At 36.5% G+C, this 15,061-nt stretch carries 13 protein-coding genes; 3 read left to right on the forward strand and 10 right to left on the reverse strand.

The window, feature by feature from the left end; translation table 11 throughout:
• Positions 1–39: 39 nt before the first annotated feature.
• Positions 40–999: a tryptophan 2,3-dioxygenase family protein gene (locus IEV57_RS12980; protein WP_188443471.1), complete on the reverse strand. Its 960-nt coding sequence runs from the start codon at positions 997–999 to the stop codon at positions 40–42.
• Between the two features lie 119 nt (positions 1,000–1,118).
• On the opposite strand from IEV57_RS12980, the gene IEV57_RS12985 reads away from it, so the two are divergent.
• Positions 1,119–2,327 (forward strand): acyl-CoA dehydrogenase family protein, encoded by a 1,209-nt coding sequence (locus tag IEV57_RS12985; RefSeq protein ID WP_188443472.1) that lies wholly within the window; start codon positions 1,119–1,121, stop codon positions 2,325–2,327.
• 156 nt (positions 2,328–2,483) lie between these two features.
• Here IEV57_RS12985 and IEV57_RS12990 read toward each other — a convergent pair whose 3' ends face one another.
• Together IEV57_RS12990 and IEV57_RS12995 are read right to left on the reverse strand one after the other, a co-directional pair.
• A complete protein-coding gene (locus IEV57_RS12990) occupies positions 2,484–2,741 on the reverse strand; it encodes a YtxH domain-containing protein (RefSeq protein ID WP_188443473.1) in 258 nt (85 codons plus the stop codon).
• A 245-nt stretch (positions 2,742–2,986) separates the two neighbouring features.
• Positions 2,987–4,081 (reverse strand): DUF1573 domain-containing protein, encoded by a 1,095-nt coding sequence (locus tag IEV57_RS12995; RefSeq protein ID WP_188443474.1) that lies wholly within the window; start codon positions 4,079–4,081, stop codon positions 2,987–2,989.
• Between the two features lie 71 nt (positions 4,082–4,152).
• Here IEV57_RS12995 and trpS point away from each other — a divergent pair, with 71 nt between their 5' ends.
• On the forward strand, positions 4,153–5,124 hold the full coding sequence (trpS, locus tag IEV57_RS13000; RefSeq protein WP_188443475.1) for a tryptophan--tRNA ligase: 972 nt from the start codon (positions 4,153–4,155) through the stop codon (positions 5,122–5,124).
• A gap of 150 nt (positions 5,125–5,274) precedes the next feature.
• Here trpS and IEV57_RS13005 read toward each other — a convergent pair whose 3' ends face one another.
• Positions 5,275–5,697, reverse strand: coding sequence for a hypothetical protein (locus IEV57_RS13005; RefSeq protein WP_188443476.1), 423 nt, complete (start codon positions 5,695–5,697; stop codon positions 5,275–5,277).
• A gap of 253 nt (positions 5,698–5,950) precedes the next feature.
• Here IEV57_RS13005 and IEV57_RS13010 point away from each other — a divergent pair, with 253 nt between their 5' ends.
• Positions 5,951–6,577, forward strand: coding sequence for a fasciclin domain-containing protein (locus IEV57_RS13010; protein WP_188443477.1), 627 nt, complete (start codon positions 5,951–5,953; stop codon positions 6,575–6,577).
• A gap of 198 nt (positions 6,578–6,775) precedes the next feature.
• Here the strand turns inward: IEV57_RS13010 and IEV57_RS13015 are convergent, their stop codons facing one another.
• From IEV57_RS13015 to IEV57_RS13040, 6 genes are all read right to left on the reverse strand, one after another.
• Complete coding sequence (locus IEV57_RS13015; RefSeq protein ID WP_188443478.1) at positions 6,776–8,455, reverse strand: AMP-binding protein; 1,680 nt, start codon at positions 8,453–8,455, stop codon at positions 6,776–6,778.
• 136 nt (positions 8,456–8,591) lie between these two features.
• Positions 8,592–9,755, reverse strand: coding sequence for an acyl-CoA dehydrogenase family protein (locus IEV57_RS13020; protein WP_188443479.1), 1,164 nt, complete (start codon positions 9,753–9,755; stop codon positions 8,592–8,594).
• 206 nt (positions 9,756–9,961) lie between these two features.
• Entirely contained in the window at positions 9,962–11,503 is a 1,542-nt protein-coding gene (locus IEV57_RS13025; RefSeq protein WP_188443480.1) for a M20/M25/M40 family metallo-hydrolase, read from the reverse strand.
• A gap of 258 nt (positions 11,504–11,761) precedes the next feature.
• The gene (locus IEV57_RS13030; RefSeq protein WP_188443481.1) at positions 11,762–12,277 is read right to left on the reverse strand and encodes an acyl-CoA thioesterase; all 516 of its coding nucleotides are present in this window, start codon (positions 12,275–12,277) and stop codon (positions 11,762–11,764) included.
• A 10-nt stretch (positions 12,278–12,287) separates the two neighbouring features.
• Positions 12,288–13,979, reverse strand: a complete 1,692-nt coding sequence (locus tag IEV57_RS13035) for an OmpA family protein (protein ID WP_188443482.1) — start codon at positions 13,977–13,979, stop codon at positions 12,288–12,290.
• Positions 13,980–13,995: 16 nt separating this feature from the next.
• The gene (locus tag IEV57_RS13040) at positions 13,996–14,967 is read right to left on the reverse strand and encodes a deoxyhypusine synthase family protein (RefSeq protein WP_188443483.1); all 972 of its coding nucleotides are present in this window, start codon (positions 14,965–14,967) and stop codon (positions 13,996–13,998) included.
• Between the last annotated feature and the right edge of the window lie 94 nt (positions 14,968–15,061).

A 15,061-nucleotide genomic window follows, 5' to 3' on the forward strand; every position in this document is an offset into this window, starting at 1 on the left:
ACACTCTTGTCTCAAATCTTGCGTCTCACATATCACGTCTCACTCTTCTCCAAAGATCTCCTTCACAACCCAGCCTTTTCCCCATTCTGCTTTTTCTTGATCGGTCCAGAGTTGTGGGTAGAAAATAACTTTTTGAAAGCGCGGAGGCAAGTATTTTTGCCAGTTTGTCCCTCCTGTAGCAGCGATATCAACAGGATCTCTTTGCAGATATCTTACTGCAGATTTGTAATGAGCTAGTGGCCAAAATACATTTGCTTTCAAATCTAAAGTCTGCATCAATTTCTTGAGTTCTTCGTCTTTATCAGTGCAAGATTGGTATTGTTTCCAAATATTTTTGGTTTTATTTGAGTCAATTAGCTCCTTCAATTCCTTGCCATATTTGATTTCGAAAGTCTTTAAAGTCAAAGTTTTTTCGCCAGTTGCAAGTTCTATCGCTCCTTGTTGCCAGTAGAGATTATTGAACAAGTCGTCGGTAGTCATGTTATTTGATATGGAGTCCCTTTTATCAATATGGACAAGATTGACCACATCAGATGAAAGTATTTCGATCACTCTATATTGTGCGCTCTGGAAACCACTAGATGGCAGCAGTGACATTCTGAATTTCAGGAATTGTTCTCTTTCCATGCCTTTCCACATCACTGCAAAAGATGAAATCAAGTGATCAAAATACATAATGACTCTTTCTAATCTTTCTTTGAAGAAATCAGCCTTGATTCCATGCTTTTCAGAAATTTGCTCAAGTTCCCAAATGATTAATTTGAAATAGAGTTCTGTTATTTGATGGTAAATGATAAAAATCTTTTCATCTTTAAAGGATGTCTTTGGCTGCTGAAGGGAAAGCAAGATATCCAAGTTGATATAATCCCAGTAATTCAGGTAATCGGCATAAAGCAATCCTTCCAAATACGAGGATAAATCTTGACCAGAAGCTTTAAATTTCTTTTGAAGAAGCTCGATTTTATCAGTGATGTCTTTTTGGGTTTCTTCCGGGGTCATGGAGTAAATTTATATGAAATAGATAGTTTTTTTACCTGCTTCTTGTTTATTTCAAGGCGATATTGAAAAAACATTCGGGTACAAAAATCCATTATAATTAGCAATAAACCAAAACAGAAATGAATCCAGATAATACAGCTAGCAAAAGCACCAAAAAGGACATGTTTGAAGGCGTTGACTTTTATCAAATTGATGACTTGCTCACAGAGGAACATAAGCTCGTCAGGTCATCTGTCCGTGATTTTGTAAAAAAAGAGATCAGTCCTTACATTGAAGATTGGGCTCAAAATGCACATTTCCCTTATGAAATTGTAAAGAAATTTGGTGATGTAGGAGCCTTTGGTCCTCAAATTCCATCGGAATATGGTGGTGGCGGATTAGACTATATTTCTTATGGTCTGATCATGCAAGAAATTGAAAGAGGAGATTCAGGGATGCGAAGCACTGCATCTGTTCAAGGATCCCTAGTGATGTATCCGATATATAAGTTTGGCTCAGAAGAGCAAAAGCACAAATTTCTTCCAAAATTAGCTTCTGGTGAAATGCTCGGTTGTTTTGGTTTGACCGAACCTGACCATGGTTCAAATCCAAGCGGAATGACCACTAACTTCAAAGATATGGGAGATCATTATCTTTTGAATGGTGCTAAAATGTGGATTTCTAATTCTCCAAAAGCTGACATCGCTGTAGTCTGGGCAAAAAATGAAGAGGGAAGAATTCATGGGTTAATCGTAGAGCGCGGCATGGAAGGCTTCTCGACTCCAGAAACACATAATAAATGGTCTTTGAGAGCATCTTGCACAGGTGAGTTAGTTTTTGATAATGTCAAAGTTCCAAAAGAGAATTTACTTCCAGGAAAATCAGGTTTGGGCGCACCGATGATGTGTTTGGACTCAGCTCGATATGGTATCGCTTGGGGAACACTAGGCGCAGCAATGGATTGTTATGATTCTGCTAGAAGATATGCAATGGAAAGAATTCAGTTTGACAAACCTATTGGGTCTTTTCAATTAGTTCAAAAAAAGCTTGCAGAAATGCTTTCAGAAATAACCAAGGCACAATTGCTCGTTTGGAGATTGGGTAAAATGATGGATGAAGGAAAAGCAACTACAGCCCATATTTCATTAGCCAAAAGAAACAATGTAGCCATGGCACTCGATATTGCTCGAGAAGCAAGACAAATTCATGGAGGTATGGGAATCACTGGAGAATATTCCTTGATGCGACACATGATGAATCTAGAGTCTGTAGTTACCTACGAAGGAACTCACGACATCCATTTACTGATCTTAGGTCACGAGATTACGGGGATACCGGCTTTTAAGTAGATAGGAGACGTAAGACTTAAGAAGGAAGATGACTTGTCCATCGTGAAAGATGATTTTGACCGCTGAGGTTTTGTACCTTGGCGGTTTTTTTCTTTTACATAAAAAATAAGGTGAACCTTTCGGATCACCTTATCAATAATGTTGTGATTACTTTTCTTACTTAGTAAACTTTTCTGCTTCAGCTTTCGCTTTTTTAGTCAATTTGTCTACTTCGCTTGATGCTTCAGAAACTTTTTTATTTAGACCATCTAGAAAAGAATTTACTTTTCCATTGACCTCGTCTAAATACTCGTTTCCTTTTTTACCTAATTTTTTCCTTGTATTCTCGCCTTTATCGGGAGCGATTAAAATACCTACCTGAACACCAACTACTGCACCTAATAATGCACCTAAAAGAAACTTTGTAGAACTCATATTTTTATAAATTTTGAGTGAAAATAAAATTAAAATTAGCTTAAAATAAAATCTATCTTTTATCTAAACTACACTAAAAACAACGAATACTGTGCCACAAAGTTCCTAATTATCGATTAATTTATTTATTTGATATTTATTTTGATTTTTCTTCTTCAGCTCAATGGATTTTTTCTCCTTGTGATTATTTCACAATCTTTTGCCAAGATTCTAGTAATCTTAATAAATCCATCAAGATCATTAAATTACTTGATCATACTTCTGATGACAATCGTTCTAACAGGCTGAATCGGATCGTTTGTAAAAAGTGTGATATGTTTGTGGTCTATTCCCCTTCTACCCTTGGGGTCAAAAGTATAGCTCAATTGCATGGACTCACCTCCTAGCAAACTTTTCCCTTCCAAGTTTACCGACATACATTCACAGTTAGCAATCACTTTTCGAATTTCTAAAACTTCTTGACCCTGATTAGTCAATTTAAGCTCTCTATTGATTATTTGATCACTAGAAATGTTTTTCAAGTCAATATCAATTTCATTGATTCCTAAGCGTGGAACAACACTTTCCATACTTTTCAATACAGGATCAAAATATTCAAATATGTTTGCAAGTAATTTAAACTCAACTGGATTCTCCTTACCTTCAAAATTTAGAACCAATTGTTCTTCAACTAATCCCAAGTCATTTTTAACCTGTCCGTCATAGTCAAGAACAAGTAAACCACGTCGATTTGGTGGAATTGAATTCGGAACCATATTAATTTTCAAATATTCAGGAAAAGAATCTGATATCGAAGAAATGGTAAGGCTATCATTTCCAAAATTATAAAGTTCTAAAAGTTTCCTTCTCGGCTCATGGGTGTAGACATTCCCCATATTGATGGCAGAAAGACGCATTCCAATCTCTTGATTTCTCACTGGGTACGCCTCTTCTAGATCATTAGGAAAAGGAATATTAAAACCTTGAAGATATAGTGTATCTCCATAAATGTCCTGATTAGTACGAACAACAATCATCTTGGTAAATGCTCCACCTCTGTGGTCAGGATTGAAATTTACCTTAACACTTCCGATTTTGCTCTGATATATAGTGTCTTTGCTATATGCTGCAGTGGTGCAACCACAATCCGTCAAGATGTCAGAAATGACAATGGAAGAGTCTGTCTGATTCAAGCCTAGAAATTCAACTTCCACCAATCCATTTTCTTCCAATACCGTTCCGATATCAATCGTTCTGTTTTCCCAAAACAACAATTTCCGTTCAATTTCCTGAGCGTCAGCAACTCCAATGGAGAGAACTACAAATAGAATTAATAACAGCTGGGTTTTCATTTTAATCATACCACCAAATAACGATAAAATTCAAACGATTTGTACCCATATTTATTTAATTTGCGTCAAATTTATGAATAATGGCAAGAGTATTAACAGGTATTCAAAGTTCAGGACGTCCGCATTTAGGTAATATATTAGGTGCGATTGTCCCAGCGATTGAATTGACAAAAAAAGATCAAAATGAGTCTTTTATTTTTATAGCGGATATGCATTCGCTCACAACGATCAAAGATGGCGACATTCGAAGAGAAAACACTTTAGCTGTAGCAGCAGCATGGTTAGCCTTTGGAATGGATATTTCTAAAACGGTTTTTTACAGACAATCTCAGATTCCTGAAGTATCGGAATTGACTTGGTATTTGAGTTGCTTCACTCCGTTTCCGATGTTGGCTAACGCACATAGCTTTAAAGATAAGTCTGACCGACTAGCAGATGTAAATGCTGGATTGTTTACCTACCCAGTCTTGATGGCGGCTGATATTTTGTTGTATAGTGCTGATTTGGTTCCTGTGGGAAAAGATCAATTACAGCACTTAGAGATTTCAAGAGATATCGCTTCTACTTTCAATCATAGGATTGATGAAGAGATCCTGACACTTCCTGAAGCAAGAATCAATGAATCTGTAATGATCATTCCTGGTACTGATGGTCAGAAAATGAGTAAGTCTTACAACAATTACATTGATATCTTTCTCCCTGAGAAAGAATTGAAAAAAAACATCAACAGCATTGTAACTGATAGTACTCCGTTGGAAGAACCCAAAGATCCTGATACTTGCAATGTGTTTAAACTCTATTCACTTATTGCTACAGCGTCAGAAACTGCTGAATTGAGAGCAAAATACTTAGGAGGAAATTTTGGATATGGACATGCCAAGAAAGAGTTTTTGAATTTGATTTTAGAAAAATACAAAGAGGAAAGAATTACTTTCGATTATTTCATGACCCATCCTGAGGAATTGGAACTAAAGTTATCAGAAGGTGAAGCTAAGGCCAGAGTGGTAGCTCGAGAAATGCTGAACCGCATCCGAGAAAAATTAGGATTTTAAACAAAAATGCCTGAAGTGAATCACTTCAGGCATTTTTTTTTATCACAATTCTAAAATAGATTTAGATAGTAATTTTTTCACTTTATAAATTAATTCAATTATTCACTTTTTTCTGTTTCCTTATCACCAATTAACCCAAGCACTAATTGACTACCTTGATCTCCAAAGATCCTTAAGGGAAAGTCCATTGATTTGCATTACAAATCTAGTGGGGTTTGGAATAAGAACAATTCTCACATCCTGCTTATCAAATTGCTCAGATTCTATTGGTACACCTTCGGCTCCCTTTACTTCATAAGAGACAATGCCGTTTGCATCGGGTAACATGGGCGTATAGGCATTCGCCAAATAGGCAGAAGGCAACAGAACGTCATTGTCTGACTTGAGCTTTGCATAAATTTTTTCTAATTCTGCTTCCAATTCATCGCCATATTCATCATTGAAATCATCTTCCAGATCGTGCAGTTCTTCCTCAATATCGTCATAGCGTTCGTCAGCATAAGTGATTTTACTTAGTGCAATTCTCTTCTCTACAATTGCCGTTAGTTCTTGATCTAGTTTCTTTAAATCCATTGATTGATTTCGTTTTTAATTTAAAATACGAAGGTATTGAATATGATGAGTGATTCCAAAATATAGGTCAGTTTACAAGACCTTAAATCATGCTTTATCAACCTACAACATAAATAATATACTTATTTTATTAAAAATTAGATAATTTCAAAGATTTAGAAAAAAATTTTATAAAGAGTGGGTGCAATAATGATTTGAAATACATTTTTACATTATCTTAATACAAAATTACCCATACAAATCCATTTGAAAAATGAAAAAAAACCTAACAACAAGATTCAAGACTAAGATGTCTATGATCTTCACTGCCTTGTTATTGATGGCAGTTTCCTTTTCGTGCACTTCGATCGAAGAGCAGCCAACGCTTGACGAGAATGCAATGTTCAAAAAAGCATTCTTGGAAGAACTGGAAAACCTTAATTTTACCTCAAATCCAAATGCAAGAAATGGAAAAGTACCTTCCTTGCAAGTAACTCTTGCCGCATTAAGGATGACTGACAATTGGGTTCCTGCTGTAAAAGACAGAGCAACAGTATTTATGGCAACTGACGAAGCTTATGCTGAGCTTAATATTACAACAAAAAATCTTGCAGAAAACATTGATTTTGTAATGGCTGCAATTGGAAACCAAGTTATTTCTGGAAAGAAATTTTCAGGAGATCAATTACTGGATATTAAAGAAGAGGCAAATTTATTCTCAGCCTTAGCGGGTGCACCAACTTCTTTAACGGTCACTAACTCAAATGGTCAACTTGTTTTGAATGGTTTCTGTGGAGAAAATGCAAACATTATTGGTATGGATTTCAAAGCAACAAATAGTGTGACTCATTTTATAGATAGGGTTTTATTTCCAGATTTATCGTGTTTTCCAACAGAATAAAAATCAAATAATCATTCAAAAGCCCAGTTGGAATTTCCAGCTGGGCCTTTTTTTATTTTCATGAATCCGAAAATCCAATCTACAAGCGGAAAATATTATTTAGTCTCTATATCCGCTTTTATACCATTAGCCAGATAAAATAGTGTAAGTATTATATTTGAGCTGCTGTTGTCCGTTGACCGCGGACAGTTGACGATTTCACTTCAACGTCTTCTCGTGATTCTCTTTGATGATTCTTCTTAGAATTTTCCCTACATTAGATTTAGGTAATTCATCTGTAAAATACACCTCACGAGGCACTTTATAATTTGTCAGATTTTCTTTGGTATAAGCAATGATCTCCTCTTCAGTGACGGATTTGTCCTTAGCCACTACATAAGCAACTACTTTTTCGGTAGATTTATCATCAGGCATTCCGATTACACCAACTTCCAGTACTTTTGGATGGGAAGAAATGACATTTTCTACTTCATTTGGATATACATTGAATCCGGATACTAGAATCATTTCCTTTTTACGATCTACAATCTTTGCAAAACCATCCTCATCAATCACTGCAATATCGCCTGTTTTGAACCAATCGCCCATCATGACTTTCTCTGTTTCGTCAGGTCTGTTCCAATAGCGCTTCATCACTTGTGGCCCTTTGATACAAAGCTCTCCTTTCTCTCCTGTTCCCAGTTCATTCCCATCGTCATCTATAACTTTAATATCGGTATGTGGAAGCGGTACACCAATGGTGCCTATTCTTTCTGTTCCATCGATTGGATTACAAGTTGCTACAGGCGATGTTTCTGTCAATCCATATCCTTCTGCCAAGGGAGTACCCGTCACTCTTTGCCAATTTTCAGCTGTTGCTTTTTGAACAGCCATGCCACCACCCACTGCAATCTTCAGAGATGTAAAATCCAATTTCAAAAATGCTTCTTGATTCAAAAGTCCATTGAAAAGGGTGTTGACACCAGTAAATACCGTGAATTTATGCTTAGAAAGCTCCTTGATAAATCCTGGCATATCCCTTGGATTCGTGATCAGGACGTTATGTGCCCCTATTTTCATCATGGCAAGACAATTTACCGTCAATGCAAAAATATGATAGAGCGGTAAGGCTGTGATGACAATCTCTTCCTTTTCTTTCAGCTTAGGTTTCATCCATGCAGAGATCTGCTGCATGTTGGCAACGATGTTTCCATGTGACAGTTCAGCACCTTTGGATACACCCGTAGTTCCGCCAGTGTATTGGAGGTAAGCTGCATCAGCTAAGACCATTTCTTCTCTTTTGAAACTTGTTGCATTGCCGGCAGCCATCAATTGCTTCCATTTGATGGCATTAGGTATATTGAATGAAGGAACCATCTTTTTGATGTGCTTGACAAGCAAATTGACTATTCCACCTTTTAATCCACCCAACATATCGCCAAGTTCTGTGACAATGATATGCTTGGCAGGAATATCTCTCTGTATTTTTTCAAGGTTAAAAGCAAAATTTGCCAAGATGACAATCGCATCGGCTCCAGCATCTGCAAATTGATGCTTCATTTCACTTGAAGTATAAAGCGGGTTGGTATTGACAACGATCATTCCTGCACGAAGCACACCAAACATGGCAACAGGATACTGAAGACAGTTAGGCATTTGTATAGCCACTCTGTCGCCTTTCTTCATTTTTAGATTATTCTGAAGGTAAGAGGCAAAGATTTTGGAATATTTATCAACATCATTGAAAGATAGCGTCTTGCCCATGCACTCGTAAGCCACGGCATCGCCATATTTTCGAACACTTTCTTCAAAAAGTGCGACAACAGAAGAATACGCTTCCACATCAATGTTTTTATCTACAGATTGAGGATAAAATTTATACCAAGGATAATCTTGCATAAACGCTTTAATATTTTGGGTTATGAATTGATTTAAATATTTTACCTTCTAAATATAAAAGAAATATGAGCTTTATAAAAAATAAAGCCACTTTACTATAAAATAAAGTGGCTTTGTAGTTCAAGAAATTGAATTTTTAATCCTTTTTAAGAATTTTTCTAGCAATCAATTCTTTCATTATTTCATTTGTCCCTGCATAGATCCTCTGAACTCTAGCGTCAGCATAAGCTCGAGCTACAGGATACTCCCACATATAACCATAGCCACCGTGCAACTGCACACATTCATCAGCAACTTCACATTGTAGCTCTGTCATGCTGTATTTGGCCGCTGATGCCATAGCAGGATCCACTAATTTATTATTGTGCATCACTACTAACTGATCACAGTAGATTCTTGCCATCTCTAGCTTAGCCGACATTTCTGCAATTTTGAATCTTGTATTTTGGAAATCAGAAACAGTCTTACCAAAAGCTGGACGCCCTTTGACATAATCCACGGTAGAAAGGAATGTCCCTTCAGCTAATGCCAAAGCTGCCAAAGCAACTACCAATCTCTCTTGAGCAAGTTCTGTCATCAGATATTTGAATCCTTCACCTTCATTTCCCAACAAATTCTCTTTAGGAACTTTTACATCTTCAAAGAATAATTCGCAAGTATCCTGCGCATGTAAACCTACTTTTTCGAATGGAACACCTTTGGAAAAACCTTCCATATTTGTATCAACGAGAAAAAGACTGATTCCCTTTGCTCCTAATGATGGATCAGTTTTGGCAGCTACTACAACGATATTGCAGAGGTATCCATTGGTGATAAATGTTTTTGAGCCATTAATCAGGTAATGATCTCCCATATCCTGAGCAGTAGCTTTGATATTTTGTAAATCACTACCAGCTCCAGGTTCTGTCATGGCTACGGCTGAAATCAATTCACCTGAAACCATTCCAGGAATATATTTTGATTTGGCGGCTTCGGTTCCATAATGCAAAACATAAGGGAACACAATATCACTATGCAAAGGGTAGCCAATAGCAGGTCCCGAACAGCCACTTAATCCTAATTCTTCGATAAAAAGTGCATTGTATCTAAAGTCTTCGATTCCCATTCCTCCGTATTGCTCGGGTGCTTGAAGACACAAAAATCCATTATAGCCGAGATCAGTCCATGATTCTCTAGAAACCATTTTATTCTTTTCCCATTCGGCATTCTTTGGACTGATTTCTTTTGCAATGTAATCTTTCACAGAAAGTCTAAACATCTCATGCTCTTCTGTAAAGATTGTTCTTGGTATTCCGTACATATTTTTATTTGGGTTTATATAATTTTTCAGAATTTTCAATAAGTATTATCAGATTCACTTTGAATACAACAGCGAAATATAACTGTATTTTAAATTAATTCCAATCAATATTTGGTTCCATGTGTTGATAATTTAGTATATTTAAAACTGAGTTATTTCTAGAACCAAAAAAGAGCTGATTGATAATCAGCTCTTTTATTAACTCTTTATTTTCCCCAAGGTTTTCTTGGGAGTTTGAGATCCCGCTGAGCAGTGTTGTACACCATCGCAGCGACAATGATTGCGGCTTGAGTCATATCACCTTGTTGCATCCTTTCGTAAAGATCCATATTGGTGTGGTAGCCTTTTCCGTAATCAATAGGGTCTTGGATAAACTGAAATCCAGGAACCCCAACAGCATCAAATGCCACATGATCTGTAGACCCTGTATTTCTTCTAGTAATCGTTTTTGCTCCCATTTCATGGAAAGGTTCAAACCATTTTTCAAAAACAGGTACAAGTTGATCGTTTCCTTCTAAGTAAATCCCTCTGATTTTCCCAGAACCGTTGTCTACATTATAGTATGCTGATATCTTATCCCACTCTCCTTTTTTCTCTTGAGTTTGTCTATCTCCCACATACTTCTGCACATAACCTCTAGAGCCAAATAGACCCTGCTCCTCTTCTCCCCAAAGTGCAATTCTGATTGTCCTTCTTGGCTGAACACCAAGTGTTTTCAAAATTCTTATAGCTTCCATCATGACAACTACACCAGCAGCGTTGTCATTAGCACCTGTCCCAGCGTGCCAGCTATCTAAATGCGCACCAAGCAAAACAAGCTCAGGCTTCAAAGTCTTGTCTGTTCCAGGTATTTCTGCAAGCACATTGTATCCTTTATAGTCATCGTCCAACCATTCTACTTCTATTTCAGCATCAAGATTGACTGTTTGTCCATTCTTCAACAATCTTTCGATTCTACCAAAATGTTCCAAAGCAATTTCCATTTCTGGAAGTGTTTTGTTCTTAGCTGTGCTATAAGATCCCGCACGGGTATGAAAAACTGTCCCGAAATTTCCTCTGGTACCAGAAAGTTTCATCGCAATACCTTCATTCATCAAGAATTCATTTACTTTTTGATCCAAAACTCTTTGATCTCTCATTTGCTGAATCTGTGCAGGTGTATATCTAGCACCTGTAGCAGCATTGATTGTAACTTCTTTTCTATTCTCTAGATCTTCATCTGTCAATCTTCTTGCTTCTGCTGTGAAAGCAGGAGTTGTAGATAAAGTTGTTGGAAGCATGATTACTTTACCAGAAAGCTTTCCTTTATATTTTTCAAAGTCTGCTTCAGATTGAATATCAACCAAAACGACTTCACTACTGACAAGGCCATTTGTGCCTTCTGTCCATGCTTTTGGATAACCAATCAATGGTGCATAGTAAGGTGTCTTCATCGCGATGTAAGATTTCTTTACATCCCAGCCTCTTCCAAACTCACCATAGGAATCAATTTTTACATTTTGTAATCCCCATTCTTCAAATTTCTCAGCAGTCCATTGTCTCGCTCTTCTTAAGTTCGTCGATCCTGATAATCTTGGTCCCATCAAATCTGTCAGATGAAATGCCAAATCTTGAATTTGAGAATTTCTTGTTCCTTCGGTTTTGATTTTATACATCATTTCCAAATCGACATTCTCCTGTGCAAAGGAGGATGATGTCCATAAGAAAGCGACAAAAAGAATAAATGAAAATTGTACTTTTAGCTTCATATACGTCTGGTTTTTGTTTTTATCTTTAATAAAATTGATAATGTTGTTTTACCTATCAAAAATGTTAAAAAATAGTTATCAAAAATAACCGTCAGTGTAATTTCAGGAAATAAAAAAGGCCTCAGCATTTGCAGAGACCAGATTTTATATCATTTAATTGCAGTTAGATCTTGAAGCTATTCAAAGAAAATGTACCTAAAAAGCACTTGAACGAGATATATTTTAACTTCTTAGAAACCTGTAGGAAATATGAAATGATTAACTTTCCTTAAGCTTATTCTTCAAATACTTAACACGCTGAGCTATAGTCATATCGGAAATATCAACATTCTCAGATGTAGCTTGTAAAAACTCATCCACTGCACCCGAATGGTCGGTTGATAATCCTTCTTTAATGGTCACATAACGCATGGTCGTCCAAAGTAACGTTTTCAACTCTTTGCTAGAATCATCAGTCATATAATATTCCAATACGACCGTATTTTGATTATACCAAAGTAGCCTACTTTTGATCCTAACCCACTCTCCTACTTTTGCAGGCTTAACGTAGGCGATATTATGATTATAAACTACCCAAGCAGCTTTATATTTGTGAATGAAATCAATCATCTCAACTCCGTATAACTTTGGTACTTGATCTTCTCTGGCATTGAAGAAGTAATCAAAATACTTGGCATTATTCAAGTGCTGTAAAGGATCACAATCTTGAAATCGGATGACTACTCTACTTTCTGTTTCCTTTGGGTAATGCTTATCTTTATTATATTCAAACATATCAATTTCTTTATTGGATTCTTTCAATAATCATTTCAACTCGTCGGTTTCGGGTTTTACCTTCCTCCGTATTATTATCGGCTATTGGTCTAGAACCTCCCCAACCAGCAATTCTGACCCTTTCAAAATCTACTCCTTTTAAAGTCATGTAGCCTCTAATCTTAGAAGCTCTATTCATAGATAACTCCTTATTTAATTGTGGATCACCTGCATTATCTGTATGACCCTCAAGTCTGATGCGAACTGTTGGATTAACTTTCATAAAATCAACCAAGTCATCCAAAAGCTGTATAGAATTAGCATCTGCAAAATCAGATGTTCCTCTATTGAATTGAATATTATCCAAAACAATACTTGCTCCGGTTTTGATTGGAAGCAACTCAATCGTATCAACTCCCTTAGCAATCCAATCTGAGGCCACAAAATTTTTCGGAATATATCCATTTGAAGCAACTACAAATCTTTCTAAAGCATTATTTTCAAATGCATCTTTTAGATCTTGTGGATTGTTTGTTGACTTTTTAAAACCTTGTTTATTGGTATAAGCTATCTCAAAAGGAATCACATCTTTGGTATTTGCGTCCAAAACAGTGAAAATAAGATTAGATGTCACTACAGGTATTTGCGATTTTGTTGTAGACACAGTATCAATCTTTTCTTCTAAGATCAAAACAGAAGCATCAGCTATTGTTGCAATTGTAGTTTCTTTCTTGGTTGAATCAATCTTCGATATTTCAATTTTTTCTTTGATTTGAATTGTATCTGATATTACTTGAGACACCAGAATCTCTTCTACTGATTCCTGTGCATCGATCTGATGGGTAATCATCATCAAGTCTCCAAAGCCTTCTGAATTTTGTGTGGAAGTAAAAAGGGCTAAGTTTTTCTCTTTATCAAAAACCACGTAACTAAGTTCTGCTCCTTGTGTGTTGACTTGTTCCAAAGGTGTTGGCTTTGACCAACTATCCCAAGAATCACCAGTCCTTTTTGCCATAAAAACATCTCTACCACTTCCAATCTTATCAGAATTTGAAGAAAAATAAATTGTCGAAAGATCAGCTGACAAAGATGGTGTTTGTTCTTGTAGATCGGTATTGATATCAGGCCCGAGATTTTGTGGAGAAGACCAAGTCCCTTCTCTTATGAGCTCAGAAATATAAATATCTTCATTGCCATAAGATCCATAAGAAGTCATTGACATAATGATAACAGAATTATCCGAACTCAGCCTCCCACTGAAATGATTTCCTTGATTTCTGAAATTCCCCATTTCCAATACTCTGACATAATTCCACTCCAATCCAAACCTTGAGTATTGATGAATTCCTTGTTTCAGTCCATTCAAAGTCCCACTATGATAGACGTAAGCAGTCAAAGCATCAGGAAAACCCAAAAGAACATCATTTCCTGATGTTGAAAGACTTTTTATATGAATTGGCTCTTCCCATTCTCCAAGATTAGACTTCTTAGCCATCCAAATGTCTCCAAAGTCAGTAGGACCACCAAGATTTTCGGGATTAAAGCCGACTGAATAAAAAATTTCTCCTCTAAGTGAGACAACAGGATGTTGTTCATCATAAGAAGAGTTTAAGCTCTTCAAGGATGATATTTCCTGTGAAAAAACATTTCCTGATAATGAAAAAGCAAGCAGAATTAAGCTGCTTGCTTTCTTTATAATATTGATAAGGTCATTTTTAATCATTTCTGATCTTCATCAATTATTGATCCAAAACAATCGCAAATACTAATGGAGCAACAATAGTTGCATCTGATTCTATGATATATTTTGGCGTATTGATACCAAGTTTGCCCCAAGTGATCTTCTCGTTAGGAACTGCACCTGAATAAGATCCATAAGAGGTTGTAGAATCTGAGATTTGACAGAAATATCCCCAAAGCGGAATGCTATCTCTTTGCAAATCTTGATGTAGCATAGGTACCACGCAAATTGGGAAATCACCTGCGATTCCACCACCAATTTGGAAGAAACCGACTGTGCTGTCTTCTGTTGCATTTTTTGTGTACCAATCTGCTAAGAACATCATGTATTGGATTCCGCCTTTGACAGTATGAACATCTTTAATGTCACCTGAAATTACGTGACCTGCATACATGTTTCCAAGTGTAGAATCTTCCCATCCTGGGACAATGATAGGAAGGTTTTTCTTAGCTGCTTCTAGCAACCAACTGTCTTTCGGATCGATTTGGAATGATTTATCCAATTTTCCTGAAAGTAAAATTTTATAGAAAAATTCGTGTGGGAAAAACGCCTCTCCTGCTTGATCTGCTTTTACCCATTCTTCTAAAATCACATTTTCAATTCTTCTCATGGCTTCCATTTCTGGAATACAAGTATCAGTCACTCTATTCATATGACGAGAAAGAAGATCATTTTCTTGTTCTGGCGAAAGATCTCTATAGTTAGGGATTCTTTCATAATAATCGTGAGCAACAAGGTTGAATACATCTTCCTCCAAGTTAGCACCAGTACAAGTGATTATTTGAACTTTATCTTGACGGATCATCTCTGCTAAGGAAATCCCTAGCTCAGCTGTCGACATCGCTCCAGCAAGCGTGATCATCATTTTACCATTGTTGTCAAGGTGAGTTTTATACCCTTCAGCTGCGTCTATGAGTGCTGCAGCATTAAAGTGTCTGTAATTATGTTTTAAAAATTCAGTAATTTTCATGAATCCTATGTTTGTTTTAATAATACAAAAGTACCAAAATATCCTTCACGAAAAAAGCCCGGAAATCCGGGCTTTTTTTGATAAGAATATTATT

The organism is Belliella aquatica, from assembly GCF_014637795.1.
In the GTDB taxonomy this organism is placed as follows: Bacteria; Bacteroidota; Bacteroidia; order Cytophagales; family Cyclobacteriaceae; genus Belliella; species Belliella aquatica.